This window comes from Thermosphaera sp., assembly GCF_059755995.1.
Genome location: NZ_DBOUKL010000032.1, coordinates 1 through 23,072, shown reverse-complemented (window position 1 = coordinate 23,072; position 23,072 = coordinate 1). Strand labels below are relative to the sequence as shown.

The 23,072-nt window shown below is 45.7% G+C and carries 26 protein-coding genes; 13 read left to right on the top strand and 13 right to left on the bottom strand.

Annotated features, from left to right (window positions below):
- Positions 1–257: aminopeptidase (locus AC3OH0_RS03700; RefSeq protein WP_498344814.1), on the top strand; the 257-nt coding region annotated here is incomplete at its 5' end.
- On the opposite strand, the gene AC3OH0_RS03695 is transcribed toward AC3OH0_RS03700, so the two are convergent.
- The 7 genes from AC3OH0_RS03695 to hxlB form a co-directional block, all read right to left on the bottom strand.
- On the bottom strand, positions 254–766 hold the full coding sequence (locus tag AC3OH0_RS03695; RefSeq protein WP_498344813.1) for an energy-coupling factor transporter transmembrane component T family protein: 513 nt from the start codon (positions 764–766) through the stop codon (positions 254–256). The two genes, AC3OH0_RS03700 and AC3OH0_RS03695, sit on opposite strands and share 4 nt — an antisense overlap.
- A gap of 52 nt (positions 767–818) precedes the next feature.
- Positions 819–1,541 carry an energy-coupling factor ABC transporter ATP-binding protein gene (locus AC3OH0_RS03690; protein ID WP_498344812.1) on the bottom strand — a complete coding sequence of 241 codons (723 nt, stop codon included), beginning with the start codon at positions 1,539–1,541 and terminating at the stop codon, positions 819–821.
- Positions 1,538–2,029: a QueT transporter family protein gene (locus AC3OH0_RS03685; protein WP_498344811.1), complete on the bottom strand. Its 492-nt coding sequence runs from the start codon at positions 2,027–2,029 to the stop codon at positions 1,538–1,540. Before AC3OH0_RS03685 ends, AC3OH0_RS03690 begins: the two co-directional genes overlap by 4 nt.
- A gap of 19 nt (positions 2,030–2,048) precedes the next feature.
- Positions 2,049–2,324, bottom strand: a complete 276-nt coding sequence (locus AC3OH0_RS03680; RefSeq protein WP_498344810.1) for a hypothetical protein — start codon at positions 2,322–2,324, stop codon at positions 2,049–2,051.
- Positions 2,308–2,754, bottom strand: coding sequence for an ArsR family transcriptional regulator (locus AC3OH0_RS03675; RefSeq protein WP_193436011.1), 447 nt, complete (start codon positions 2,752–2,754; stop codon positions 2,308–2,310). Before AC3OH0_RS03675 ends, AC3OH0_RS03680 begins: the two co-directional genes overlap by 17 nt.
- Positions 2,755–2,777: 23 nt before the next feature.
- Positions 2,778–3,167 carry a hypothetical protein gene (locus AC3OH0_RS03670; protein ID WP_498344809.1) on the bottom strand — a complete coding sequence of 130 codons (390 nt, stop codon included), beginning with the start codon at positions 3,165–3,167 and terminating at the stop codon, positions 2,778–2,780.
- Positions 3,168–3,240: 73 nt separating this feature from the next.
- The gene (hxlB, locus tag AC3OH0_RS03665; protein ID WP_193436013.1) at positions 3,241–3,846 is read right to left on the bottom strand and encodes a 6-phospho-3-hexuloisomerase; all 606 of its coding nucleotides are present in this window, start codon (positions 3,844–3,846) and stop codon (positions 3,241–3,243) included.
- 87 nt (positions 3,847–3,933) lie between these two features.
- On the opposite strand from hxlB, the gene AC3OH0_RS03660 reads away from it, so the two are divergent.
- Positions 3,934–4,962, top strand: a complete 1,029-nt coding sequence (locus AC3OH0_RS03660; protein ID WP_498344808.1) for an SPL family radical SAM protein — start codon at positions 3,934–3,936, stop codon at positions 4,960–4,962.
- Positions 4,955–5,509, top strand: coding sequence for a ZPR1 zinc finger domain-containing protein (locus AC3OH0_RS03655; RefSeq protein WP_193436014.1), 555 nt, complete (start codon positions 4,955–4,957; stop codon positions 5,507–5,509). The genes AC3OH0_RS03660 and AC3OH0_RS03655 overlap by 8 nt, the downstream gene beginning before the upstream one ends.
- On the opposite strand, the gene ade is transcribed toward AC3OH0_RS03655, so the two are convergent.
- The gene (gene ade, locus AC3OH0_RS03650; protein ID WP_498344807.1) at positions 5,499–7,322 is read right to left on the bottom strand and encodes an adenine deaminase; all 1,824 of its coding nucleotides are present in this window, start codon (positions 7,320–7,322) and stop codon (positions 5,499–5,501) included. The two genes, AC3OH0_RS03655 and ade, sit on opposite strands and share 11 nt — an antisense overlap.
- An 84-nt stretch (positions 7,323–7,406) precedes the next feature.
- Between ade and AC3OH0_RS03645 the strand changes: the two genes are divergently transcribed.
- Both AC3OH0_RS03645 and AC3OH0_RS03640 read left to right on the top strand, forming a co-directional pair.
- Positions 7,407–8,807: an amidohydrolase family protein gene (locus AC3OH0_RS03645; RefSeq protein WP_498344806.1), complete on the top strand. Its 1,401-nt coding sequence runs from the start codon at positions 7,407–7,409 to the stop codon at positions 8,805–8,807.
- A gap of 275 nt (positions 8,808–9,082) precedes the next feature.
- Positions 9,083–9,247 carry a hypothetical protein gene (locus tag AC3OH0_RS03640; protein ID WP_013129140.1) on the top strand — a complete coding sequence of 55 codons (165 nt, stop codon included), beginning with the start codon at positions 9,083–9,085 and terminating at the stop codon, positions 9,245–9,247.
- A 40-nt stretch (positions 9,248–9,287) separates the two neighbouring features.
- Here AC3OH0_RS03640 and AC3OH0_RS03635 read toward each other — a convergent pair whose 3' ends face one another.
- The 3 genes from AC3OH0_RS03635 to AC3OH0_RS03625 all read right to left on the bottom strand — a co-directional run bounded on the left by AC3OH0_RS03635 (position 9,288) and on the right by AC3OH0_RS03625 (position 12,826).
- Positions 9,288–10,619, bottom strand: a complete 1,332-nt coding sequence (locus AC3OH0_RS03635) for an aminotransferase class V-fold PLP-dependent enzyme (protein ID WP_498344805.1) — start codon at positions 10,617–10,619, stop codon at positions 9,288–9,290.
- A 49-nt stretch (positions 10,620–10,668) separates the two neighbouring features.
- Positions 10,669–11,865 (bottom strand): asparagine synthetase A, encoded by a 1,197-nt coding sequence (locus AC3OH0_RS03630; RefSeq protein ID WP_498344804.1) that lies wholly within the window; start codon positions 11,863–11,865, stop codon positions 10,669–10,671.
- Positions 11,866–12,043: 178 nt separating this feature from the next.
- A complete protein-coding gene (locus AC3OH0_RS03625; RefSeq protein WP_498344803.1) occupies positions 12,044–12,826 on the bottom strand; it encodes an HD domain-containing protein in 783 nt (260 codons plus the stop codon).
- 61 nt (positions 12,827–12,887) lie between these two features.
- Here AC3OH0_RS03625 and AC3OH0_RS03620 point away from each other — a divergent pair, with 61 nt between their 5' ends.
- The 3 genes from AC3OH0_RS03620 (at position 12,888) to AC3OH0_RS03610 (ending at position 15,960) form a co-directional block, all read left to right on the top strand.
- On the top strand, positions 12,888–13,613 hold the full coding sequence (locus AC3OH0_RS03620) for a PA14 domain-containing protein (protein ID WP_498344802.1): 726 nt from the start codon (positions 12,888–12,890) through the stop codon (positions 13,611–13,613).
- A 12-nt stretch (positions 13,614–13,625) separates the two neighbouring features.
- Complete coding sequence (locus tag AC3OH0_RS03615; RefSeq protein WP_498344801.1) at positions 13,626–14,516, top strand: AEC family transporter; 891 nt, start codon at positions 13,626–13,628, stop codon at positions 14,514–14,516.
- A 130-nt stretch (positions 14,517–14,646) separates the two neighbouring features.
- Complete coding sequence (locus tag AC3OH0_RS03610; protein ID WP_498344815.1) at positions 14,647–15,960, top strand: TrpB-like pyridoxal phosphate-dependent enzyme; 1,314 nt, start codon at positions 14,647–14,649, stop codon at positions 15,958–15,960.
- Positions 15,961–15,963: 3 nt separating this feature from the next.
- Here the strand turns inward: AC3OH0_RS03610 and AC3OH0_RS03605 are convergent, their stop codons facing one another.
- Together AC3OH0_RS03605 and AC3OH0_RS03600 are read right to left on the bottom strand one after the other, a co-directional pair.
- Entirely contained in the window at positions 15,964–17,403 is a 1,440-nt protein-coding gene (locus tag AC3OH0_RS03605; RefSeq protein WP_498344800.1) for a sodium:solute symporter family protein, read from the bottom strand.
- Positions 17,400–17,576 (bottom strand): hypothetical protein, encoded by a 177-nt coding sequence (locus tag AC3OH0_RS03600; RefSeq protein ID WP_498344799.1) that lies wholly within the window; start codon positions 17,574–17,576, stop codon positions 17,400–17,402. Before AC3OH0_RS03600 ends, AC3OH0_RS03605 begins: the two co-directional genes overlap by 4 nt.
- Positions 17,577–17,709: 133 nt before the next feature.
- Between AC3OH0_RS03600 and AC3OH0_RS03595 the strand changes: the two genes are divergently transcribed.
- From AC3OH0_RS03595 to AC3OH0_RS03575, 5 genes are all read left to right on the top strand, one after another.
- Positions 17,710–18,936: a BMP family lipoprotein gene (locus AC3OH0_RS03595; protein ID WP_498344798.1), complete on the top strand. Its 1,227-nt coding sequence runs from the start codon at positions 17,710–17,712 to the stop codon at positions 18,934–18,936.
- A 55-nt stretch (positions 18,937–18,991) separates the two neighbouring features.
- Positions 18,992–20,506 carry an ABC transporter ATP-binding protein gene (locus AC3OH0_RS03590; protein WP_498344797.1) on the top strand — a complete coding sequence of 505 codons (1,515 nt, stop codon included), beginning with the start codon at positions 18,992–18,994 and terminating at the stop codon, positions 20,504–20,506.
- Positions 20,503–21,582, top strand: coding sequence for an ABC transporter permease (locus tag AC3OH0_RS03585; RefSeq protein WP_498344796.1), 1,080 nt, complete (start codon positions 20,503–20,505; stop codon positions 21,580–21,582). Before AC3OH0_RS03590 ends, AC3OH0_RS03585 begins: the two co-directional genes overlap by 4 nt.
- On the top strand, positions 21,579–22,520 hold the full coding sequence (locus AC3OH0_RS03580; RefSeq protein ID WP_498344795.1) for an ABC transporter permease: 942 nt from the start codon (positions 21,579–21,581) through the stop codon (positions 22,518–22,520). The genes AC3OH0_RS03585 and AC3OH0_RS03580 overlap by 4 nt, the downstream gene beginning before the upstream one ends.
- A gap of 9 nt (positions 22,521–22,529) precedes the next feature.
- Positions 22,530–23,072 (top strand): alcohol dehydrogenase catalytic domain-containing protein (locus AC3OH0_RS03575; protein WP_498344794.1); only part of this gene is annotated, 543 nt, incomplete at its 3' end.

Sequence of the window (23,072 nt, the reverse complement as noted above, 5' to 3'; positions counted from 1 at the left end):
GCACGGATGAAGGGGCTTCAAGGCTTGGGGAGATAGCGTTCGGGCTTAACTACAATATTACCCGGCACACGAAAGAGATACTGTTCGACGAGAAGATTGGCGGAACGATTCACATGGCTCTCGGAGCCTCCTATCCTGAAACAGGCGGTAAAAACGTATCGTCAATACACTGGGATTTGATCAAGGATATGAGTAAAGGCAGAGTATACGCTGACGGTGTCCTAATATATGAGAATGGAAGGTTCATTATTTTTTAAAATTTTTCAACTCCTCTAGCCAGGAGCGATTCCTCCACATTCTTCAATCTCACAATTGACAATTTAATGGCATCCACTATTATAACGTAGTATTTCAGAATGTTTAAACCAGCATCCCACCCTCTCGCCTTCTTGGAATTCACCATCTCATCAAACTCCTCTAGGATGCTGAGAGTCATGAAAAACACTACGTCAAGCCTAATTTTTTCAAGCACTCTTAAAAACTGCTTCCTCGGTGTTGTTGAAACAATCATCACCATCCCTATAAACACCGTGTAACCGTAGAGCAGGATGTCAAAAGTTCTCGACGAGATAGTGTTGAAGGCTAAGTTCACCAGGTATATCAGGAGGGCTGCCGGCCCGTAGACTCCAATGGACTCCAAAAATATCCTGTAAGCTTTTCCTGCTAGCATAATCATTATTGATGAGAAAATAAGTGCTAAATAAAACTCGAACGAGTTAATCATTATTGAGATATAGGAGAGGAGTAGGAGGAAACTCTTTAACACGAGTAAACCTTCACGGTGAGCAAGGCTTTTAACCTCCTGATGTTTAATAGCCTTAATCAGTAAGCTCAGATTTAAGCACCCTCGGGATCACTTCATTTCCTACTAACTCTTCATCGCTTAGGTTGCTCCACTTGTCTATTACGAGTGTGCCGCTTGACCTGTTGATCAACAGGTAGTAGTCAGGCTTTACAAGATCTGCTAGACTGGGGTAATGTGTTGTAATAACAACTATTTTGCCTCTCGCGCGGGCATAGTTGATTATGCCTGTGAAGATCTTCACCCCTGAGAAATCCAACTCGTTAAATGGCTCATCTAAAAGCCAAATAGGTTGGTCTAGTGCGATAACGCTGGCAAGGCTTACACGTTTTGCCTCACCACCGCTTAGGGTGAAAGGGCTTCTCTCGAATAGCTCCAAGGGGACAAGCTTATGGATGAGCTTCCAGTTAACTTCTACACCGGTCTGCTTGCTGATGAACAATATTTCTCTTTCAACGGTGGGCTCCACGAAACCGTGGAAAGGGTTTTGCCAGACGTAGCCGATTAATTTTGCCGCTTCCTTTCTCTTCAACAGGTAGGGTTTGAAACCATTGACGTATATTTCCCCTTGAAGAGGGGGGAGGAGCCCTGCTATTGTTTTTAAAAGAGTTGATTTGCCGGAGCCGTTGGCTCCTAAGAGAACGTACACACCGTTTGTTAGTTTAAAATCCAGATTTTTTAAAAGAGGGAAACTCTTGTCGTACCCTATTGCTAGATCTGACGCTACAATCTCATTCATCTCTTTATGTACCTCTCCAAGGATTTTATCACGGTCCAGCCGATGACCCCTATCACTACTACTTCGCTAATGAAAACATATAACACGGTGATCAAGGGTAGTCCATAGACCAAATGTAATTCTCCATAGCCTACTAATAACGCTATTGTTAAAGATGCTACTATAGTACTCATCAAGTGTTTAAATATTGCCCTGGCATTGATTTTTCTACCTATCGCAAGCACGAAGGCTGATGCAAGAGCGTTTGTTAATGGCCCGAAAATCAAATCCCACGGCTGGAAGGGGCTGGTAATGTTTCCGAGAAAACCACCCAGCGTCAATCCTAGCACAGCCTCCGCGCCAAACCCTTGAAGCAGTGGGAGAAGTAGCATTGCATCACTAATTCTGAATTGGAGTTCTCCATAGGACAGGACTCCTAAAATCACTGTCAAGCCCGTGTAAACAGCTGCTATAACCATGGCTTTAACGATCAGTATTTGATTCCTCATTATGACACCGAAATAATGCTCAATCTCTGACAAGCTTATAAATAAGGGCTCCGAAGCCCAAGCTCTTAAACCATTTCTCATCGAAGACTCTCAGAATATCTCCTCTAACTTCTCTTGGAACCTTAAACCTGTATAAACTTATCGACAACAATAATCTATTTACAAGGTATTTACCGAATAGGAGCAGGTACGCGTAGAAAACCAGCATCACTAAATAAATCAATATTCCCAGGGCATCCGCTATGAACCCCAGGATCATCCCAGTCTTCGCAAGACTTCTAAGCTTCCTTCCCATAATTATCATCCATGCATGCTTTTAGTGTAAATCGGGGTCGTTGAGGAGAGCCGATATTAATCACTATCCCCCTAGCCTCAAGCCCTCTTAGCCTATCGCTTATTATCCTTCTTGAGGAAGAACCTCTCAGATCTCTAACCTTCCTCGTGATCTCCGAGATAGTATAAGGCTCGCAAGCCGATAAGACGTATATAACTGCCTTGCTGATAGGGTCGATTTCCGTGAACCCTGCAATAATTGAGTAAACCCTTCTAGCCGCCTCAAGCGTCTCCATGATTGGTTTTGAAAAAAGAGTGGCTAATTCCAGCGAGATTTGGTACAAGGCCGGGTCAGCACCTGCCTTACTTAGCTCATTCTCAAGCCTCTCCAGCTTCATCAACACTCTTGTCAACAACTCAATAACGACTTCGATCTTCTCGTCAAGAGTCATTAAATCCCTCGATAACTTGAAAATCAGCCACGACTGGGGTTCTCTTCTTTACGCTCTTCTTCCTCCTCTTCTCTCCTAAGCTCTTTTAACTTGGTTAAGCTTTCAATCAGCTTCTCAAGTGAGGGGACTATTTCCATCCTTCTCTTGTAATAATCCTTTACCATCTCAATAATCAACTCTTCCGGAAGGCCTTGAGCCTTCAACTCCTGGTAGAATTTTCCTATGTCTTCCCCGAGCTTTTTACCGTCCAGCCCGCTGGTGAACACTCCAATGATTTCCTTTATCCAATCCTTCAGCTTCTCGAGAAATGGCGTGACCGCGTTCAGTACTTCTCGCAACTCTTCAACATCGGTTTCTTCAACCTTTACTTTTATTTCTGGGGAAGGTTTCTCCCTGCCTTCTCTTTCTTCCATACATATCGCCATTGTGTAAATATGTTTGAACAGGTTTAACTATCTTTTAATGAATTCGTGAACGGTTCACTGCTCACTCAATGTTTGCATGCCTGTTCATCAACTCCTCCTCAGTTATGCCGAGCCTGTTCATTAACTCAACGATTATACCGTCAAGAAATATTAGCGTCGTGTCCTCGAAGAGTGTTCCTAACGGTGCGAGAGGTTCGTGAATACCTAGAATCTGCCTGCTAATATAGTCTTCTTCAACAGCCATCTTGGTTCTGCCAGGTATCCTGACAACTATGTCAGCCAACCTGCCGAGAGGAGAGTCTGGGTATGTGGTAATGGCTACTACTTTCATCAACGCTCCTTTGGCAGCTTCAGCTGCCGCTACCACAAGTTTCGTCCTACCCGAACCTGATATAGCTATCAAGATATCGCCTGGAGAAGCTCTTGGTAGAATGGTTTCACCTATCACATACACGTTGAAACCCAAATGTAGCAGTCTCATAGCGAAGGCCCTGGCTATTAGTCCACTTCTCCCCGCGCCTATCACGAAAACCCTCTTATTCTCTTTCCTGGCAGAGGTGAGCAAGCTAATCATGTTTTCCTTACTATAGTCTTCTATTAAGTCAATGGATTTGACAATGAAATTAACAATCTCGTACATTGCATCTCTTGTAATGCCGGAAACCATTCAATCCCTCTTAAAACTATTTCTAAGTAAACTTAAAAGCGTTAAGAAAGCGGTAAGGGTTAATAGAGCGTCTACAGTAATATTTTAATGCCCCGCCTTCCCACGCCTCCCAGAGACCCTTTGAGAGGGGATGGATATGATGGAGGACGGTCGGGCGGGGCACATTATCAAGGATCCGGGCAACCAGGGGTTAGTGTTTTGAAAACAAGATCCGTAAAAACAAGCATGCGCGTGTTAAGGGTTTTCGACCCGTGGAAATCTCCTTTATGTACCTGCCCTTTCAAATATTCAATACACCCTTACACCGGGTGCTCTCACTTCTGCCTCTACTGTTACGCAACACCTTACATAGGGAGAAAACCAAGCAACCCAAAGAACAACTTCCTCGCAATGTTGAAAACCGATTTAACAAAGGTGGAGCAAGGTTCGATTATAGAGTTAAGCACGAGCAGCGATCCCTATCCACCTGTTGAAGCATGGGCTGGGCTGACGAGAAAGACGCTCATACTACTCCACGAGCATGGTATGAAGATGTTGATAACAACGAAATCACACATAGTTAAGAGAGATGTGGATATTCTGGCGAGAGCGCCCGCGGCCGTGATGATAACCATAACCGCGTTAAACCGTGAAATCTCGGGAAGGTTAGAGCCTGGGGCTCCACCACCGGATAAGAGGTTGAAAACCATTCAATATTTGAGAGAGCACGGTATTCCTGTTGGAGCCAGAATAGACCCCGTGATACCTGGAATAAATGATGACCCGTTAGAGCTTAAAGAGCTGGTTGACGCTGTAGTTGATGCCGGAGCCCAACACATTGTAACATCTACCTATAAGGCTAGATGGGATAGTCTTAAAAGACTTTCACAAGCCTTTGGGGATGAGTCGCTGACAACCTTGTATAAGGAGAGTGGAGAAGTGCTTCACGGTTCAATATATTTACCGAAAGCTGAAAGGTCTCGCCTTTTACAGCCTATTATAACTCAGGCCTGTGTGAGGAAGGTTACCGTAGCCACGTGTAGAGAAGGATTGGGGGCTGCATTTTTTAAAGCACCTTCGTGTGATGGTTCACATATGATTACAGCAAGGAAAAAGAAGGGAGGCCTCGATGAGTGAGCCGGTGAAAATAGCGGAGTATGAGGTTGAATGCCCTGTTTGTAGTCAGAAAGCATTAGTGGAGGATTACATCCATAATGTACCGTATTATGGCGACATATTGATCTCGGTCTTAACCTGTGATAAATGCGGTTTCAGGAAGCGCGACATCGGCGTCTTATCAATTAGTGAACCGAGGAAGATTATTTATAAGGTTGAAAAACCAGGCGATGAAAGAGCATTATTGATAAGGGCCGGCGGCTCCAGGGTTTTGATACCTGAATTCAACATAGAGATTTCCCCGGGACCATTCTCCCAGGGCTTCATCACCACTATTGAAGGTTTAATCATGGATTTAATTGAGAAAACCTCCTTCCTTTGCGAGTCTCGGGGTGAAAACGACAGTGAGTGTGACAGAGTATTGGATCTGCTTAACAAGGCTAAAGATGGTCTAGTAGAGTATACTGTTATAATAGAAGATTATCCTGGTAGAAGCGATATTGTAAGTAACAAAACGAAATATGTAAGAATTGAGAAAGAAGAAAGTGGTGAGAAACCTAGGCTTTGAGAACCTCCTCAACAAGCGGTATTAAACTACCCTTTGAAACGTCAACCAGTCCCTTATCCGTGATTCTGATCTCCGGTATTACTGGAAGAGAAATCAGCGCGAGCGTCATGAAGTAAGACTCAAAGTTCAGCCCGTATTTTTCGCGAAGAACCTCTACCATGTTGACATATTTCTTGAAAACCTCTTCAGGCTCCTCAATACTCATTAAACCGGCTAGTCTTAAAGGTATCTCAGCTATTACTTGCCCATCATCCACGACAACTATTCCCCCCTGTATTCTAGCAATTTCTTTGACGGCTACGTTCATATCCTGCGGATTCCATCCAGCTGTTATTAAGTTGTGAGTATCATGAGCGATCGACTGTGCTATAGCCCCAGCCTTAAACCCTAATCCCTTAATGAAACCTATTGAAAAGCCTCCAGAACCACTGTGCCTGTCCGCAACAGCAACATACATGATATCTCTTGAAGGATCACTCCGTATCTCACCGTCCTCCACAGCTAGCTCTTCCACCGTTCTCTTCGTTAAAGCAGACCCTGGTTGTACGTTAATAGTGTTGACACGGGCAACCCCGTTGAATTCACCGACGCGAGGTGTGAAGCTCGGGTTTTCCAAGAAGGGGCCGAGTTTAACCGTGTTGAGCGCTTCTTCAGGATACCTGTACCGTGGAAAAGTCTTCTTCAATTCCCCTTTATAATAGACTATGTCCCCGTTGCTGATAACCGTATGGGGTTTAATCTCTTTTATGTTTTTAGAGAACACTATATCAGCTATCCTCCCAGGTGCTAAGACTCCTATGTGCTCCTCCATGTGTAAGCGAATGGCCGGGTTAAACGTGGCGTATTTTATCGCTTTGATAGGGTCAAGACCGTACTCAATGGCGAGGTTAACTATTCTGTCAACATGTCCCTGCGTGAACAGGTCGTAAACATTGACGTCGTCGCTTACGAAAGCGCACAATTCGCAGTTTGACTTTTCCAGCAAGATTTTGGACAATTCCCCGAGATCTCTCCAAGCGCTACCCTCCCTTATGTAAAGCCACATACCCTTCCTCAGCTTTTCCAAGCCTTCATGATAAGTGGTTGACTCGTGATCGCTTATTATGCCGGCGGAAATGTACGCGTCTAGCAACCTCCCGGTTAGCAACGGAGCATGCCCGTTAACGATCAACCCCTTGTCGCTTGCTACTTTCAACTTCCTCAATACCTTATCTGAAGCATTAGTAACGCTGAGGAAGTCCATAACTTCTCCAAGGCCGACAATGTTGTCGAAACATGCCAGCTGCTCAATCTCCATGTCCGATATCACATGTGGCGTGGTTTCAAGTCTTAAAGCAGGATCCGTTGCTGGAACACAGCTCGGGAGATCTATCAATATCTTCAATGGGAGATTCGCGGAAGCCTTCACAAACAACTCCACGCCTTGAACTCCCAGCACGTTGGCGATTTCATGAGGGTCGGCTACAACCGTGGTTGTTCCATGTTTAAGAGCTATTTTAGAGAATCCCACCGGGTCAAGCAGTGACGACTCAATATGGACGTGAAGGTCTATGAACCCGGGAAACACATAGTCGTTTGAACCATCTATTATCAGTGTCTCCCTGGAAATGTGTTTTGAAATCGACTCGTCCTCAACAACTCCTGCTATCCTCCTATCCTTTACGATAATGCTGTGTTTCTCGAGAATCTCTTCTGTATGGGGGAGGATGATGTTGACATTGGTTATGACTATATCGGCTGGGAGCCTACCCGCCGCTGCTTCTACTAGTCTACTTCTCTCTTCAATATTGTAGCGTGTGAAGAAGATGCCCAACGCACCACCTTATTTTTGCTTATACATTTAAACCTTGTTGTTTTATAAATTTTTCCCACAAATAATAATCCTTAGATGATAAAAATGGCAGATATTTATGTTAGGGGAGGATGGGTTCTAACACTCGATTCAAACCGAAGAATAATTAAAAACGGTGCCGTCGCGATCAGCGATGGAATCATTATAGATGTTGGCAAGAAAGAGGAGTTAGATCCCAGTTATAAAAGCTTCAGCGACATCGTAATAGAGGCTGAGCGAGATATCATAATGCCGGGTCTAGTAAACACCCACGTCCACCTAGCACAGGGGTTGATAAGACACTGCGCCGACTACCTGCCCTTAATAAAATGGTTGAAGAACCGAGTGTGGCCTCTCCAGGGAAGCTATAAGCCCGAGGAAGCCCTTGCCTCAGCGAAGCTCGTCGTAGCGGAGATGCTTAAAACAGGTACAACAGCCTTCTTGGAAACAGGGCTCGTTGGGCGCTACGGGCCCGACAACATAATAGAGTTTCTACACGACAGCGGCATAAGGGCTGCGGTTGCTAGGCACGTAATGGATCTTAAAGGCTATGCATTAGAGGAAAACATTCTCCACGAGGGTCTCGTAGAGCCCGGTGATACCAGTTTTAACGATACTCTAAGGCTTTACCATAAGTATAACGGGTTGAGCAATAGGATATGGATATGGTTTGGTCCTCGAACGCCGGGAGCGGTAAGCCTCGAATTATATAGGAAAATCTCTGAAAAAGCCCGCGAACTAAACACGGGAATCACCATGCATCTGGCCGAGGTCAGAGAGGATGTTGAGTATACTTTGAAAAGCTTTGGTAAAAAACCAGTTGAATTCGCGAACTGGCTCGGTCTCACAGGTAGAAACGTCGTACTGGTACACGTGGTTTGGGTTGGAGATGATGAGGTAAAATTGTTGAGTGAAACCGGTACAACGGTAAGCCATAATCCTTCGAGCAATATGAAGCTGGCTAGCGGGGCGGCAAGGATTTCTGAAATGTTGAAAGCAGGGGTGAACGTTGCATTAGGAACTGATGGTGGGCCGAGCAATAACACGTATGACCTTATGAGGGAGATGAAGCATGCTGCACTGCTCCAACCTGTGAGGACCCTGAACGCGGAGGCTATTCGTGCAGAGCAAGTTGTTGAAATGGCAACCATTAACGGAGCTAGGGCGTTGATGATAGACCACATGGTAGGCAGTATTGAAAAGGGAAAGAGGGCAGATATAATAGTCTTGGATTACTGGGTTCCCCATCTACACCCCCTTGTTAATCCTGTATCACACCTGGCTTATGCGGCCTCAGGTAGCGATGTTAAACACTCTATAATAGATGGCAAGCTCGTAATGTATGATAGAAAACTACTCACAATCGACGAGGAAAAAATAATTGAGGAGGTTGAAAAAGCCGCCTGGGAGGTTTACAGCAGAACCGGCATCTGCAAAGAACCCGACACTATTTGGCCCATATATTAATACAAATTCTTACCAACAATCCTACTCAACCTCCGGAGAAGCGCATAAAATAGAACAGTATTCTAAAATTTAAACACTGTATATGATAATAACATAAACTTTGAAATAAGAGAATCATGGTATTTAGAACCTATTAAAAATAAATTTTAAAGTAATTATTAATGTAAAATCATACATAATTTGGTTTAATTTAATGAAATTATTGCAAAACGCAAAGTTTAAATAAATCCTATACAAGATAATAATACATGAAAACAACCTAAATGGGGATAGGTATGGAGAAACTCAAGTTCTTCGACCTAAAGGCGAAGAAATACTTCGAGACAGACAAATACGAGGTTGTCGTGAAGGAGACGAAGAGGGGCAAGATAAAGATCGCGTTCGCCGTTAGCCCCTACACCAACAAGAAGTTCGCCAGGATCATTGGGCCTGCTAAATAACATTTCCTAAACACTATACTTTTTTTCCAATATTTTCTCATCAGCTTCCCGTGCAGACTGCTTCCGGCTTCTCTTTCTTTAATGCTTCTTTGAGATTCACTATCTTCCCCAGGGTTTCAATGAAGTAGTCTACTTCTTCGAAGGTGTTGTAGATGTAGTAGCTAGCCCTCACGCTACCGTAGAGAATCAGCCTATCCTCCGGTTTCTCCGGCAAACCCGAGGGCGGTTTTTCCAAATATGTTATCTTCAAAGAATAGTGGAGGGGGTGGGCACAGTGCATCCCGGATCTAACCGCGATGCCGAAAAGGTCTAGTGCTTTAGCAACAGTATGATGGTTTAAACCTATGATGTTGAACGAGACGACACCGGTCTTATCACCAGGGTCCCTGGGGCCGTAAACCCTGATGTCATCTGGGAACTCCTCGCCCAGCCTTTTCAGAGTATACGCTACAAGCTGTTTCTCATGCTCACGCACATTCTCCATGCCCAGCTTCATTAAATACTCAGCAGCCACTCCTAGAGCTATTCCTGCCTCTATGTTCGGCGTACCTGCTTCAAACCTCCATGGAAGATCCAACCATACAGTATCGTCAACAGTAACGTCTCTAATCGTGTCTCCTCCAACCTTGAACAAGTCCATTTCCTCTAGAACATCCTTCCTCCCCCATAACACTCCGCTCCCGGTAGGCCCCAGCATCTTATGCCCGCTGAAGCCCAAGAAGTCAACACCCAGTTTTCTCACATCGGTTAGCGTGTGAGGCACGCTTTGAGCGCCATCCGCGACAACAATTGCGCCTACTTCTCTAGCCCTCTTAACCAGTTCTTCAACATTGTTTATAGTCCCAAGGACATTGCTTGCGATAGGGAAGACTATAACCTTAGTTTTAGGGGTGATGATCGTGTTTAAGGAGTCATAGTCGAGGTAGCCCTGCTGGGTTACATTTATGTATTTTACAACAGCCCCTTTCATTTTCGCTATTTTCCTCCAGGGAAGCATGGTGCTGTGATGGTCCATGATGGTTGCAACGATCTCATCACCTTCTCTGAGATTTTTCAAACCCCATGCATAAGCTACCAGGTTCATGGCATCGGTGGTATTGTTGCAGAAGACAACTTCCTCCCATGAGTAAGCATTGATAAACTTGGCTAAGGTTTCATGTGCTTTCTCATACATTTCACTTGCTTCCTGGCTCAGCGTGTGCAACCCCCTGTGTATGTTAGCATAATGGTTTCTGTAAAACTCGACAATGGCGTTAATTACCTGGATAGGCTTCTGCGTGGAGGCAGCGTTATCAAAGTAAACTAAAGGTCTACCGTTAATCTTTCTAGAGAGAATTGGAAAATCTTTTCTAACCTCCTCGGGATCGAACAACACAACCACCTTTATTTAATTATGAGAATTACGTATAATAAAAAAACTGTTAAGGACCAATTATACCAGGCAGCCGTGGATGGGGTGTCGCGAACCCGATATGGGTTAGCCCATGGAAGGCTTTTACCAACCTCTCAAGTCCTAAACCCCATCCGCAAGTAGGTTTCACAAATCCTTTTGAAGCAATATTTAGAAACCATTCATACTCTGCCGGGTTCTCGCCCGAGGCTTGAATCCTCCTCACTAGTTCCTCAGCCCTGTACTCTCTGCATCCCCCGTCTAGTATTTCTCCATGTCCTTCTGGAAGTATCAGGTTCCAGTCAACGTTATACCCGGGTCTTTCCGCGTTTTCAATATAGTAGAATCCTCTAGCAGTTGAAGGGAAACCGGTCAGCCAAACCGGGATACCATAGTACTCTCCTAGAAACGCCTCAGCCTTGTGAGATAGCTCGCTACCTTTTCTAACATCGAAACCATTACGAGCCAGCAAGTTCACGGCTTCATCGTACGTGACGACTGGATATTTCTCGGACAGGAAGGTCTTATCAAGCCACTCAATCCTTGAGGAGTCAAGGAGGTCTCCATTGCTGTTTAGGAACTCCCTCACTACTCTTTTCAACACGGACTCGGCAAAGCCTATTGCCTCCGGCATACTGGTGAATGCTTCCTCGACGTCAACCTGCGTGAACTCGATTAAATGTCTCCCGGTGTAAGCATTTTCCAGTGGTTCAACCCTAATGTTCCTCGCGAAGTAGAATATTCTCTCGAAAATACTGGCGTATATCTGCTTGTACATTATCAGGCTCGAGTGCAACTCGTATTGACTTCCATAAAGGCTTACTTTAACCTTACCAGCACCCCTCAAGCCGGGATCGCTCTTCCAGCCGATAATGGGTGGTTGTAACTCTGTAAATCCCTCCGATACTAGTACGTTCCTTGTTAAGTAGGACAGGGAAGACATTGTTTTAATAATTTTGAAATACCTGGGTCTCCCAGCATACACGTAGTAATTCAATGCGAATTCTCGAACATCTTCAGATTCTTTTTCACAACATTCAAGCTTAGAGGGGTGGACTACTCTGTACTTCTCAACTTCGAGATAATCTCCTTTAACTAATCCCTCAACGTATATTGAGGTCTCGCAGGGCAGGTTTAAAATCTCCCTTCCGACTCCCCCTTTAACCTTGAACTCCTTAAACCCTGAGATATCCCGGAGAATGATTGAATCCGTTGTTTTACCGGCCACGGTGGCGAGGAGTTTGACCGGGCATGGCCCTGGTGAGGAGAGCTCGGCTAGTAGAGTTCTATGCTGTTTTAACGGTGTTAAACCACATACCCCGCACCGTTAAAACATGAGTAATGAGTGAGTATTTAAGGATTGCGGGCTTTTCAGCATTACAATTCAATTCTTTTCGTAATGGAAGTTACGGGTAGGATTTAACCTCCTCGCTACCTATTATTGCATGGACTTCTATAAGATTCCTGAGAGGAGTTGTTTTGATCTTGGGAACGAGAACCTCATCCACCTGGAATATTCCAGCCATCTCGGTCATATAAACGTTTACTCTGATAGGATTCTGCACCCCCTCCTCTATTTCAACCTTCTTAATACTTAAGGCTGAAACACTGTGGATTGACACGCTTCCAAGCCTGTAGGGAACTCTAGCCCTCCCCTCAGCCATGTCCAAGCCGTCCCCGACTTTAACGGTTCCCGCTTCAATCGTCAAGCATTCAACATCGTAGCTTGTGCAGTATATGGCATGGGAGACCTCCTGCCTAAGCCTTAACACTTCCCGCTCATCCTTGATGATGTGTCTCAAAACCCTGTCTACGATCGGAATCGCTAATACTGCTCCAATCCTCTCATGCATGTCTCTGTGAACACTATTACCTATGTCGTGGAGAAGGCCTGCTAGAAGAGGCACCAGCATAGCGTGTTCCACATTGTTTAACACTCCATCTTTAATCAAACTAGGAGTAATACCCTTCTTAATTAGTAGGTGAAAAATACTTAGCGCGGCACCTGCTGCGATATGAGCATGCACGGGTCCATGATCATTATATTTCAACCTCTTAACAGCCATAATGTTGGAAAGCTCCCATAAAACAGGGACTTCCGGGTCGGAAACTACTGCTTCATAGGCTTTTCTCAACAATGGAGAAGTGTTTACAAGCTCTGGTAGTAAGCCAGGACCTATCGTAACCATTTGAAATCGCCTGAGATAATTATATTTAATTACAACGTATTAAGATATTATGGGGTATTATTTGCCAAACTATGTGTTAGTAAAAACGAAAAGCGGTTTGCTCAACGGTCTTTTAACAAGATTCTACACATGGAAAGGCAACAAGCCCCCGGAAGATACTACTGGATTAACCCCAATAGCAGAGTCGGTCTCCCCGTATGTGAGCTTCGTCTACACTGATAAACCGCATCCTAACGTACCCCCAGAATACTTCATGATTGAGTGGAAGGGTTTTCTCAAAGTCGAGAACCCTGGAAAGTACGCGTTTTACGTCATATCTTCCGATGGATGCAAGTTTTGGGTTAATCAGGAGCTGATAATAAACGAATGGTATGATCAGCCGAGCCGTTTACACATGAGCCGAGAGATCAAGCTTCTAAAAGGGTTTCACCAAATAAGGCTCTTATACTACAACCGCCTCAGGTTCGGTGAAATAACCCTGGGCTGGGTCAGGCCTGACGGTAGCAGCGAGACGATTCCTAGGGAGCACTTCTACTTCACAGTGAGCAATAAGGTCTTCTTCACCGGGTTACCTGATAGATATAAAATCGTGGTAAAGCCTATTGGAACAGAAAAGGTTTACCAGTGCTTATTCACGCAGGGGGTCTGCATGATTAGCGATCTTGAAGAGGCTATGCCCGTGCCGGCTAATGTGAGCGTTTACAATGCTGAAAACACCCTGATCTACTCTACAGCCTCGCCGTTGGAGATTTGGGGAGGGGATGAATACCTGGTCAAGGAGGGATGAGGGCGAGAGGATATGAACGATTCATTCATACTTGTCGCTATAATTCTATCCGCATTCTTAGCGAAAACAGCTTACCAGAGATTCTTTACCCGGCGCGAATTATTTGATGCTTTCACCAACCTCTTAACTAATGCTGTATATTATCTACTCGTTCCGCTAGCATTCATATATACTTTTTCAACCAGAAGCCTTGCGGAAAGCGATGTTTTAATAGTAGCATCATTTGCCTTATACATCGCTGTAGCAGGCTTATCATTCAAGTACATATCCAGGACGTGGAGAGATGATGTGAGAAATGCGGCCCTTCTCACCGTTCTCTTTCCCAACGCGGTTTTCCTAGGGTTTCCGGTCAGCCTCGCCTTGTTCGGTGATGTGAAAATAGCGTCAATACTGGGGCTGGCAACCCTTACTTTTAATGTTTTAATACCCGATTTCATCGCGTTGAAAAAGATTGACTTGCTTAAAATCTTGAAACTCCCCGCGTTGATAGGGTTTCTCATAGGAGTATTTTTTAACCAGCTGGGGCATCCCGGCACATATGTCTCAGGCCTGCTCTGGTGGGCACCTAAAATCCTTAGCTACTTAGCAACTTTTGTCCTCGGCTTAAGACTGCAGCTAGGTGGGATCACATCCGACATGGTTAAGAAACCGTTACTAGTAACGGTCTTGTACCGATTTATCATCGCTCCTGTCGTAGCAGTATGCTTCGCATTATCCGTTGGATTCTCATGGATCGAGTCAATCCAGCTAGCTGTAGTATCAGGAATGCCGCCCGCTGTTTTAAACACTCTAATGGCGTCAAAATACGGGTGGAGACCTGACCTTGTTGCATACATTACGTTCATCCTCACCATCCCAACGGTTCTCGCACTACCTCTCCTAGGAGCCATAGCATTCCATTAACACATTAAAGCTGGACAATACTATCTTTTGCGAAACATTATCGTAATTTTAAGCCTCAGATATTGGATACCGTAAAGCTTTTATACTTGGTGACTTGATCCTCAGCTACTCGTGGTGGGACCATGTTGGAATGGTATTGAAAGCTTCGCAGGACTCGTCCATCATCCCTACGCAATGGTATAACATAATTCCCGACCTTCCCGAAAACCTGCCTCCACCAATCCTTCCCAACGGGCAGGTTGCAGGACCCGAAATTCTTGAAGAAATATTTCCCAGGGAGCTGGTCAGGCAGGAAGTCTCTAGTGAAAGATATATCAAAATCCCCGATGAAATACTCCAGCACTATGCACAAGCAGGTAGGCCAACCCCCCTCATAAGAGCGAGGAATCTTGAAAAAACTCTGAAAACCAGTGCAAGGATATTCTTCAAGTATGAAGGCGTCCTCCCAGCAGGCTCCCACAAGTTCAATACCGCGGTGGCTCAAGCATACTACAATATGAAGGAAGGGGTGGAGAGATTATGTACTGAAACAGGGGCGGGCCAATGGGGTAGCGCGCTATCCCTAGCAGGAAGTCTTTTCGGAATTAAGATCAGGGTCTACATGGTGAGGGCGAGCTACAACCAGAAACCCTTGCGGAGGATCTTAATGGAAACCTATGGAGCAGAAGTCTATCCGAGTCCTAGTTCGCTAACACGTGTTGGGAGAAAATATCTTGAGGAAAACCCTAACCACCCTGGTAGCTTGGGGATTGCTATTTCGGAAGCAATCGAAGATGTGTTATCGAGCCACGGCACGGCTAAGTATAGCCTTGGGAGCGTGCTAAACCACGTGCTACTACACCAGTCAGTCATAGGTATGGAGGCGTTGAAACAATTGGAAAGTATTGGAATAGGTGTCGAGGAGGTATCACACATAGTGGGGTGTGTTGGAGGAGGCAGTAATTTCGCAGGCCTCTCATACCCCTTCATACCGTACAAGCTATCGGGGAAAGCAAGCACCGTCTTCATAGCCGTGGAGCCAAAAGCGGTACCCTCAATGACGATAGGTGAGTACAGGTATGACTACGGGGATTCCGCAGGATTAACGCCAATGCTGAAAATGCACACGCTCGGACACGACTACGTGCCCCCGCCTATTCACGCAGGAGGGCTTAGATACCATGGGGTTGCTCCAACACTAAGCGTGCTAGTGAAAAACGGGATTGTAAACCCTATCGCCTACTCGCAGCGAGAAGTGTTTGAGGCAGGAGTGCTGTTTGCTAGAACACAGGGTATTGTGCCCGCCCCGGAGAGTGCGCACGCTGTTAAAGCAGTGATAGATATTGCTAGAAGATATACTAAAGGAGATGAAAAGCCTGTTATACTGTTCAACCTCAGCGGTCATGGATTACTGGATCTCGCTGGATACAGTGAGTATTTGAACGGCAGGCTTCAAGACACTTAGTCCTTATTTTTCAATCCTCCTCCTTAATTCGTCAACCATGCTCCCCAGAACCAATATTATAGTCGAGGATAAGAGAATCCATGCTGAGATGGGGAGGTGGAGATAAGACATTGTAAAGGTCTTAGCCGCTCCGTAAGCTATGAACCCGTAGACCCCTATTCCAGCTCCTGTAACAATCGCTGCGACAGCAGCAATTCTCGAAGCTGTGGAGAGCTTACCCTGTCTCCAAATACCTAGCAAAGTAATAGGTGCTAGAGGTAGCAGAAGAACTGAGGTGAGAACTGATAAGTCCACTATGTATCCAAGCCTCAGGATGGCGAGCCCGGAAGCGATGAGTGTTAGGAGCAGGTTGATAATGAATGCGGCTCTCAGTGATTTCTCCTCTCGGTTTAAAATGTCCTTGAAAACTGAGCTCGACACTGAGAGAACGATACTGTTAGCTGTGGAAATGGCTGCCGCCATGATCGATACGCTTACAATAGCGGATAAGGCAGGGGTCATTAGTTTTAAAAGACTCGGTGTGACGGAATCCCTTGGCAAGTTTTCCGGTATTAAGCCGCCTATGGCCAGCATTCTAGCAAATAGTCCAATGGATATCGCGATGAGCGTGTATATGAAGCCGTAAGCAGAGAATAGTGCTACACTTCTTTTATAAGCGTTAACGTCTCTGTGGACATAAAGCCTGGATACCACCTGTGGATTGGTTATGGCGAAAAACACCCATGGAATAGTGTACGCCAGGAAGACTTGCACGCTCCAGAAGCTCGTTAATCCCAGAAATCCCTGATCCCCGAGAGTTTCAAAAACCTCCGAGACGTCTGCCGCCTGCGTAAGCGTGGATGCTGTCCAGGACAAAAAGACCAAGCCTCCCGCAAGCATTAGTATTCCCTGGTAGAGATCCGTTGATGCAACGCTCCAAATCCCTGCGAGAACAATCCATAGCAGGATTATGGCTGCTCCAATCATGACGCCGTGAGCATACTCGAGACCGCTTACCTGGAATATGACGCCCAATCCTTGGATCTGTGCGACGGTGTAAGGAATCATCGCGAACAAGTATAGGGTTGCTACTGTGACTGCAAGGATTTTAGAGCCATACAGGTCTCCTATCATTTGCGACGGGGATATCCATTTCCTAGTCCTGGCCAACTTCCATATCTTAAAACCCAGAGTTGATAGAATAGTCACGGTTGAAACAAGATACACTAGCTCGAAACCAAGAGCGCCCACGCCGGTTTGATATGTTAAACCAACCAGTCCCACCATCATGAACGCGCTGTAAGTGGTCGCCGCATAAGTTCCTGCAGCCAACAACGCGCCCATTCTCCCGCCTGCTACGTAATAGTCTGAAGCTGATTTAACACCCATTCTTCTAGACACGTAAGCGATGAGTGTTCCCACGGCGAAGTAGATGAGAAGAGCGATAAAGTGGATTGAGTTCATTCTCTCACCCACCTGTAGAGATAGATGATGGAAACAATTATCCAGGTGAGGCTGAGAACAGCCCAGTAGGTAAAAAGGCTTACATCCTTAACCCTCTGAAGGAAAGCATAGGGGATAACATACATCAATAAGATCACCAGGATGCCGGCAACAATGTAATGGCGAAGCTTCATTCAAACACCCCGGCATTAGATCTATACATTACTTTAGGATTCATAAATATTGATTTCAAAAAGAGTAGCTTAACAATGATTCCATAATAATTATATACTTAATCCTTTATCACGTTAAAACATGGTGGATAAGATGAAGTCTATTGCTAGAACAACTCTAATCCTCGTACTTGTTGCAATAGTAGTCATAGCAGGTGTTGCAGTAGTGATGTTAGGAGGGTTCTACCAGGGCGGCACACAACCTAGTAAGGAGGTTAAGGTTCTCGTCCTGTTTGATGTTGGTGGCAGGGGAGACTTAAGCTTCAACGACATGGCATGGCTGGGAGCTGAGAAAGCCAAGAACGAGCTTAATGTTAAAGTGGATTACACAACACCCAGGTCTGTTGCCGACATGGAAAACGTTCTACGATCCTACTCCGAGAGCGGTGAGTATGACTTAATAGTGCTTGTCGGGTTCCTGTGGACGGACCCGCTCAACAAAACTGCTGATAATTATCCGAACCAGAAGTATGCTTTAATCGATGCTTCAACATTTGTTAACAGAAATAATGAAGTGGACATACTCTTCAGGGAGCAGGAGGTTGGAGCGCTCGTAGGGGTTTTAGCATCGGGGATGGCTAAAAGCCTTAACGCGAACAAGGTGGGTGCCGTAGCGGGGATGAGCATACCGCCTCTCTGGAGGTTCCACATAGGGTATCTCTTCGGAATAAAGTACTTTGAATTGAAGACAGGCTACAATGTAAGCCTCTTATGGCAGTACACCAACACTTTCACGGATCCACAGGTAGGCTACAACACTGCATGGCAGATGCTCCAGCAAGGAGCCCCGGTATTATACGGGTTGGCCGGGTATACACACGTAGGCATGATGGATGCTGTTGTCGACTGGAATAAGAATCAAATGGGGAAGGCGTTCGCAATAGGGCAGGATGCGAGCCAGGAGTGGTATGCTCCTGAGTATATTCCACTTAGCGGTGCGAAAAGAGTGGATGTCGCCGTGTATACAGCTATTAAAATGGTCGTTGAGAAGAAGTGGGAGCCTGGAATCAAGGTCCTCGGCCTTGCCGAGTCAGGTGTGGGTATATGGGATTTGGAAGGTGTGAGAACGTTCGCAGAATGGGCTCGTGATGTTGGCAAACTGAAAGATTACACCGTGGACCAGGTTGTGTCCATAGTGAACCAGACTAGAACACAATACATCGATTCATCCACGTGGGGAATCTACAACGAGCTTTACCAGAAGATTGCGAGCGGTGAGATAGCTTTCAAAGACCCTGTCAGCATCGAGGAATATAACAGCATAATAGATGCATTGATCAACGGCAATTTAAACGCCGCGCTTTCTAAGGGATCGGTCTAATTTTTTATCCCTCAAACCCCATATCCTTCAAAAAAGTGATTACGGGTTAGAATCAATGGTGAAAGAGCCTCTTGTGAGGCTTGAAAACATAAGCAAAACATACCCTGATGGAGTTAAAGCCCTGGATAACGTGTCTATTGAAATATACCCAGGTGAAATACTCGGGCTTCTCGGCGAGAACGGCGCGGGTAAAACCACTTTGATGAGGATTTTATACGGTGAGATAAAGCCGTCCTCAGGTAGGATTTACATAAAAGGACGGGAGGTAAACTTACACGGTCCATGGGATGCTTTGAAGCATGGGATAAGGATGATATATCAGCATTTCTCGCTAATCGATGAATTCACCGTAAAGGAGAATATGCACTTATTCATGAGCACTATTGATAAAAAAGCATCCATCGATGAAACACGTAGAAAGGTGGAAGAAGTTCTTAAAACCCTGGGGTTTCAAATCCCATTAGATGAACCGGTTGCTCGACTACCTATAGGGGCTCAGCAAAAGGTTGAAATAATTAAATCACTAATAACTGGGGCTGAAATCCTAATACTTGACGAGCCAACAAGCGTCTTAAACCCTCTTGAGATAGAGGAATTATTCAGACTGATAAAAAAGCTACGTGAGAACGGTGTTTCAGTTATTTTCATCTCGCATAAGTTGAGAGAAATCAAGGAGTTGACGAATAGAGTTGTAGTGTTGAGAAAAGGAAGAAAGGTTGGAGAGGCTGAAACAGCTAACATTGATGAGTCAACACTTGCGAAGATGATGATTGGGGAGGAATTACCCGAGCTTAATCAAACAGGTAAAACATCATCAAACAATCTCTCTAGGGAAATCCTCATCCTAGAAGATATTGAAGTGAAAGGCGATAAGGAACAGAGCACTCTGAAAGAGATCTCCTTGAGAATACATAGCGGGGAAGTTGTAGGGGTTGCGGGCATACAAGGCAATGGCCAGAAGGAATTAGCTGAGACCATTATAGGGTTGAGGAGGCCTGTTAAAGGGAGGATCTTGTTTGAAAACGAGGATATAGCAAGCCTATCTGTAGAGGAGAGGTTGAGGAAAGGAATATCGTTCATCCCTGAGTCGAGGAAGATCGGGCTTATAGGTGAAATGGATATATCTGCAAACATTTTGCTTACGAATCATATACACTTGGTAAGCAGGTTCGGTGTCATAAGGACAAAGGAATTAGAGAGTTTATCTTTGAAAGTAATCAAGGATTACGAGGTAGTGGCCGCCAGCCCAAGGGTTCTCGTTAAACATCTCAGTGGTGGGAATCAGCAAAAAGTTATGACGGGCCGGGAGCTCGTTAAAAACCCTAAGTTATTGGTAGCCATGGAGCCGACTCAGGGACTTGATGTTAAATCTACTCAGCAAATAAGAAGACTTCTCCTTGATCACAGAAACAAGGGAGGCGCTGTCCTACTTATTTCCTCAGATCTTGAGGAGCTTTTAACGTTAAGTGACCGCTTAGTTATCATGTTCAACGGTAGGATCACAGCGGAGGGCACACCTGGTGGTTTAACTGTGGAGAAAATAGGATTGTGCATGGGTGGTTCTTGTTGAGCGGGAAGCCGGGTATTCTAGAGAAATTGTTTGAGAACATTGCCAGCAGGAGAAGAGAATACGGGCTAGCTTTGTTAGAAGTCTCATTATCAATTCTCTTATCTCTCATTATTACAGCCTTTATAATGATTCTTATGGGATACTCGTCAGACCTGTCCTTAGTAGCATACTCTGTGATGTTTAGCAAGGGGTTTGACAATGCTAGCTACCTCTTGTCAAGAGCCTCTCCACTGATTTTCACCGCTTTAGCCTTTCTGTATCCCTCGCTAACCGGATTGTTCAATATCGGAGGAGAAGGTCAGTTATACGTTGGAGCCATAGCTTCGCTTATAATAGCCTTGTACACTGGCAACTCGCTGCTAGCCTTAATAGCCGGCGGCTTAGCAGGTGCAGCTCTGGGCATGTTGCTAGCGGTCTTGAGGGTTTACAGGAATGTTAACGAGGTTGTAGCAGCGATAATGATCAACTGGGCTCTCTTCAACATCTCGATGTTTGCCATAGCCACTTATCTTACAGACCCGTCTATACCGCATTTGACACGGCAAGTTCCTGACACGGCGAAGCTACCTTTAATGGATTTAGGATTTCTTAGGCTGAATACTTCCTTCCTTGTAGCGCTTGCAGCAGCTATTGCCGGGGCGTTCCTATTCTACAGGACGAGACTAGGCTTCGCAATGAGGGTTTCAGGCCTTAATCCATTAGCCTCAATGATTGCCGGGTTTGAAAACAGAAAGTTGATGCTAGCATCGTTCGCTCTGGGGGGTACTATGGCGGGTCTCGGTGGCTCCGTCCTAGTGCTAGGTATCGTGCACAGGCTTGACACCATGATGATGAGCTTGTACGGGTATGGGTTTCTGGGTATAGGGGCAAGCCTTTTAGGGAGAAACAACCCGATTGGGGTAGTGGTTTCAAGTATTTTTCTCTCAGGGCTTCTAATAGGGGGGCAGTGGATTGAGACCAGGCTTGGGCTTCCCCATCAGGTAGCGGATTTGATAATAGGTATAATTGTCATATCCCTGGCGATACCCTTCGCATATCACTACATGAAGGCCGTGCTTAAGGTGAGGCGGAAATGATACCTGTCGAAGACATTGTAACCCTATTATCCCTCTCTCTTACATCAATGACGCCGCTTCTGCTCGCCTCTGCAGGAGAGATTCTCACCGAGAAATCCGGTGTAGTCAACATTGGTCTCGAAGGCATTATGATACTCAGCGCTTTAACCAGCGCTATAATAACACATTACACAAGTAACCCATACCTGGCACTATTAATCTCGTCCACAATAGGTCTTGCAACAGGCCTGCTGATGGGATACCTGAGCTCCTACCTTCACAGCAACCAGATAGTGGTGGGCACGGGAATAAACATGTTAGCTCTTGGAGTAGCGACCTTAGCGCTTTACAGGCTCTGGGGGGAATATGGGGGATCCCCTAGTGTGGAGAAGCTGGCAGATCTCCAACTACCCATAGGCAATGCCATACTTACCTTGAAGCCTATAAGCATTGTCGCAGTAGTGCTTGCAGTAGCTTCATGGTATTTGCTAGAGAAAACTACTTGGGGCCTCCGGATAAGGGCTTGCGGCGAGAACCCGCACTCTGCTGAAGCCATGGGGGTTAATGTGTACAGGACTAGGCTTCTCCTAACAGGTGTCGGCGGTTTTTACACCGGACTGGCTGGTTCCTTCCTAGTTGTCAACTGGGTTGGATTCTTCAGCAGGGAGATGACTTCGGGCAGGGGCTTCGTCGCACTGGCAAATGTATCCTTCAGCAACTGGAACCCGTTAACGGCTATAGTAGGAGCGTTTCTGTTCGGATTTTTCGAGGCTTTTGCAACGTGGCTGTCGCTGAAGGTGCAACAATTAATGCTCCCCGAGTACTTAACCTTCTTGAGGACGAGTGGGCAAAGCTTGTTCAAAGCCCTCCCATACCTGGCCACGCTTATCACTGTGGTAGTGATCATGAAGAAGGTTAAGATGCCGAAGGCTCTCGGCAAGCCCTACATTAAGGAGTAGGTGGCTGGGATGAAGGCTCTCGTGCTTCACGCTCCTAAAGACCTGCGCTTAGAAGAGGTCGAAGATCCGAAACCAGGTAGTGGCGAGGTTCTAATAAGGGTTAAAAGAGTAGGGATCTGCGGAACAGATAAAGCTTTTTACAAGGGGAGCTACAGACCGGGTAAGCTACCCATAATCCCCGGCCACGAGCTGGTTGGGAAAATAGTAGATGTTGGGAAGGGGGTTGAGCCTTCTCTAATCGGTGCTAGCGTGACAAGCGAGATAAACTTCTACTGCGGAAAATGCTCCTTCTGCAGGGAAGGGTTGAAAACCCACTGCCCCTACAGGGAAACCCTTGGAATAACCAGGGACGGGGGCATGGCGGAGTACGTGGTATCAAGATACGACCTCGTCCACAACGTTGAAGAGCTTTCAGAGGTTCAATCAGCCTTCGTGGAACCATTAGCCTCCATAGTCGAGATGCTTGAGCTGTCGCCCGTCGCAAGCTTTCACAGCGTTGCTGTCATAGGTGTTGGAACCATAGGCCTGCTTGCGTTAAGAACTATATCATCC

Bases quoted from the DNA above. Each gene is read 5' to 3' on its own strand.
- AC3OH0_RS03690 (WP_498344812.1), bottom strand. From the start codon at position 1,541: ATGAATGAGATTGTAGCGTCAGATCTAGCAATAGGGTACGACAAGAGT.
- AC3OH0_RS03685 (WP_498344811.1), bottom strand. From the start codon at position 2,029: ATGAGGAATCAAATACTGATCGTTAAAGCCATGGTTATAGCAGCTGTT.
- AC3OH0_RS03680 (WP_498344810.1), bottom strand. From the start codon at position 2,324: ATGGGAAGGAAGCTTAGAAGTCTTGCGAAGACTGGGATGATCCTGGGG.
- AC3OH0_RS03675 (WP_193436011.1), bottom strand. From the start codon at position 2,754: ATGACTCTTGACGAGAAGATCGAAGTCGTTATTGAGTTGTTGACAAGA.
- AC3OH0_RS03670 (WP_498344809.1), bottom strand. From the start codon at position 3,167: ATGGAAGAAAGAGAAGGCAGGGAGAAACCTTCCCCAGAAATAAAAGTA.
- hxlB (WP_193436013.1), bottom strand. From the start codon at position 3,846: ATGGTTTCCGGCATTACAAGAGATGCAATGTACGAGATTGTTAATTTC.
- AC3OH0_RS03660 (WP_498344808.1), top strand. From the start codon at position 3,934: ATGCCCCGCCTTCCCACGCCTCCCAGAGACCCTTTGAGAGGGGATGGA.
- AC3OH0_RS03655 (WP_193436014.1), top strand. From the start codon at position 4,955: ATGAGTGAGCCGGTGAAAATAGCGGAGTATGAGGTTGAATGCCCTGTT.
- AC3OH0_RS03645 (WP_498344806.1), top strand. From the start codon at position 7,407: ATGGCAGATATTTATGTTAGGGGAGGATGGGTTCTAACACTCGATTCA.
- AC3OH0_RS03640 (WP_013129140.1), top strand. From the start codon at position 9,083: ATGGAGAAACTCAAGTTCTTCGACCTAAAGGCGAAGAAATACTTCGAG.
- AC3OH0_RS03625 (WP_498344803.1), bottom strand. From the start codon at position 12,826: ATGGTTACGATAGGTCCTGGCTTACTACCAGAGCTTGTAAACACTTCT.
- AC3OH0_RS03615 (WP_498344801.1), top strand. From the start codon at position 13,626: ATGAACGATTCATTCATACTTGTCGCTATAATTCTATCCGCATTCTTA.
- AC3OH0_RS03610 (WP_498344815.1), top strand. From the start codon at position 14,647: ATGGTATTGAAAGCTTCGCAGGACTCGTCCATCATCCCTACGCAATGG.
- AC3OH0_RS03605 (WP_498344800.1), bottom strand. From the start codon at position 17,403: ATGAACTCAATCCACTTTATCGCTCTTCTCATCTACTTCGCCGTGGGA.
- AC3OH0_RS03600 (WP_498344799.1), bottom strand. From the start codon at position 17,576: ATGAAGCTTCGCCATTACATTGTTGCCGGCATCCTGGTGATCTTATTG.
- AC3OH0_RS03595 (WP_498344798.1), top strand. From the start codon at position 17,710: ATGAAGTCTATTGCTAGAACAACTCTAATCCTCGTACTTGTTGCAATA.
- AC3OH0_RS03590 (WP_498344797.1), top strand. From the start codon at position 18,992: ATGGTGAAAGAGCCTCTTGTGAGGCTTGAAAACATAAGCAAAACATAC.
- AC3OH0_RS03580 (WP_498344795.1), top strand. From the start codon at position 21,579: ATGATACCTGTCGAAGACATTGTAACCCTATTATCCCTCTCTCTTACA.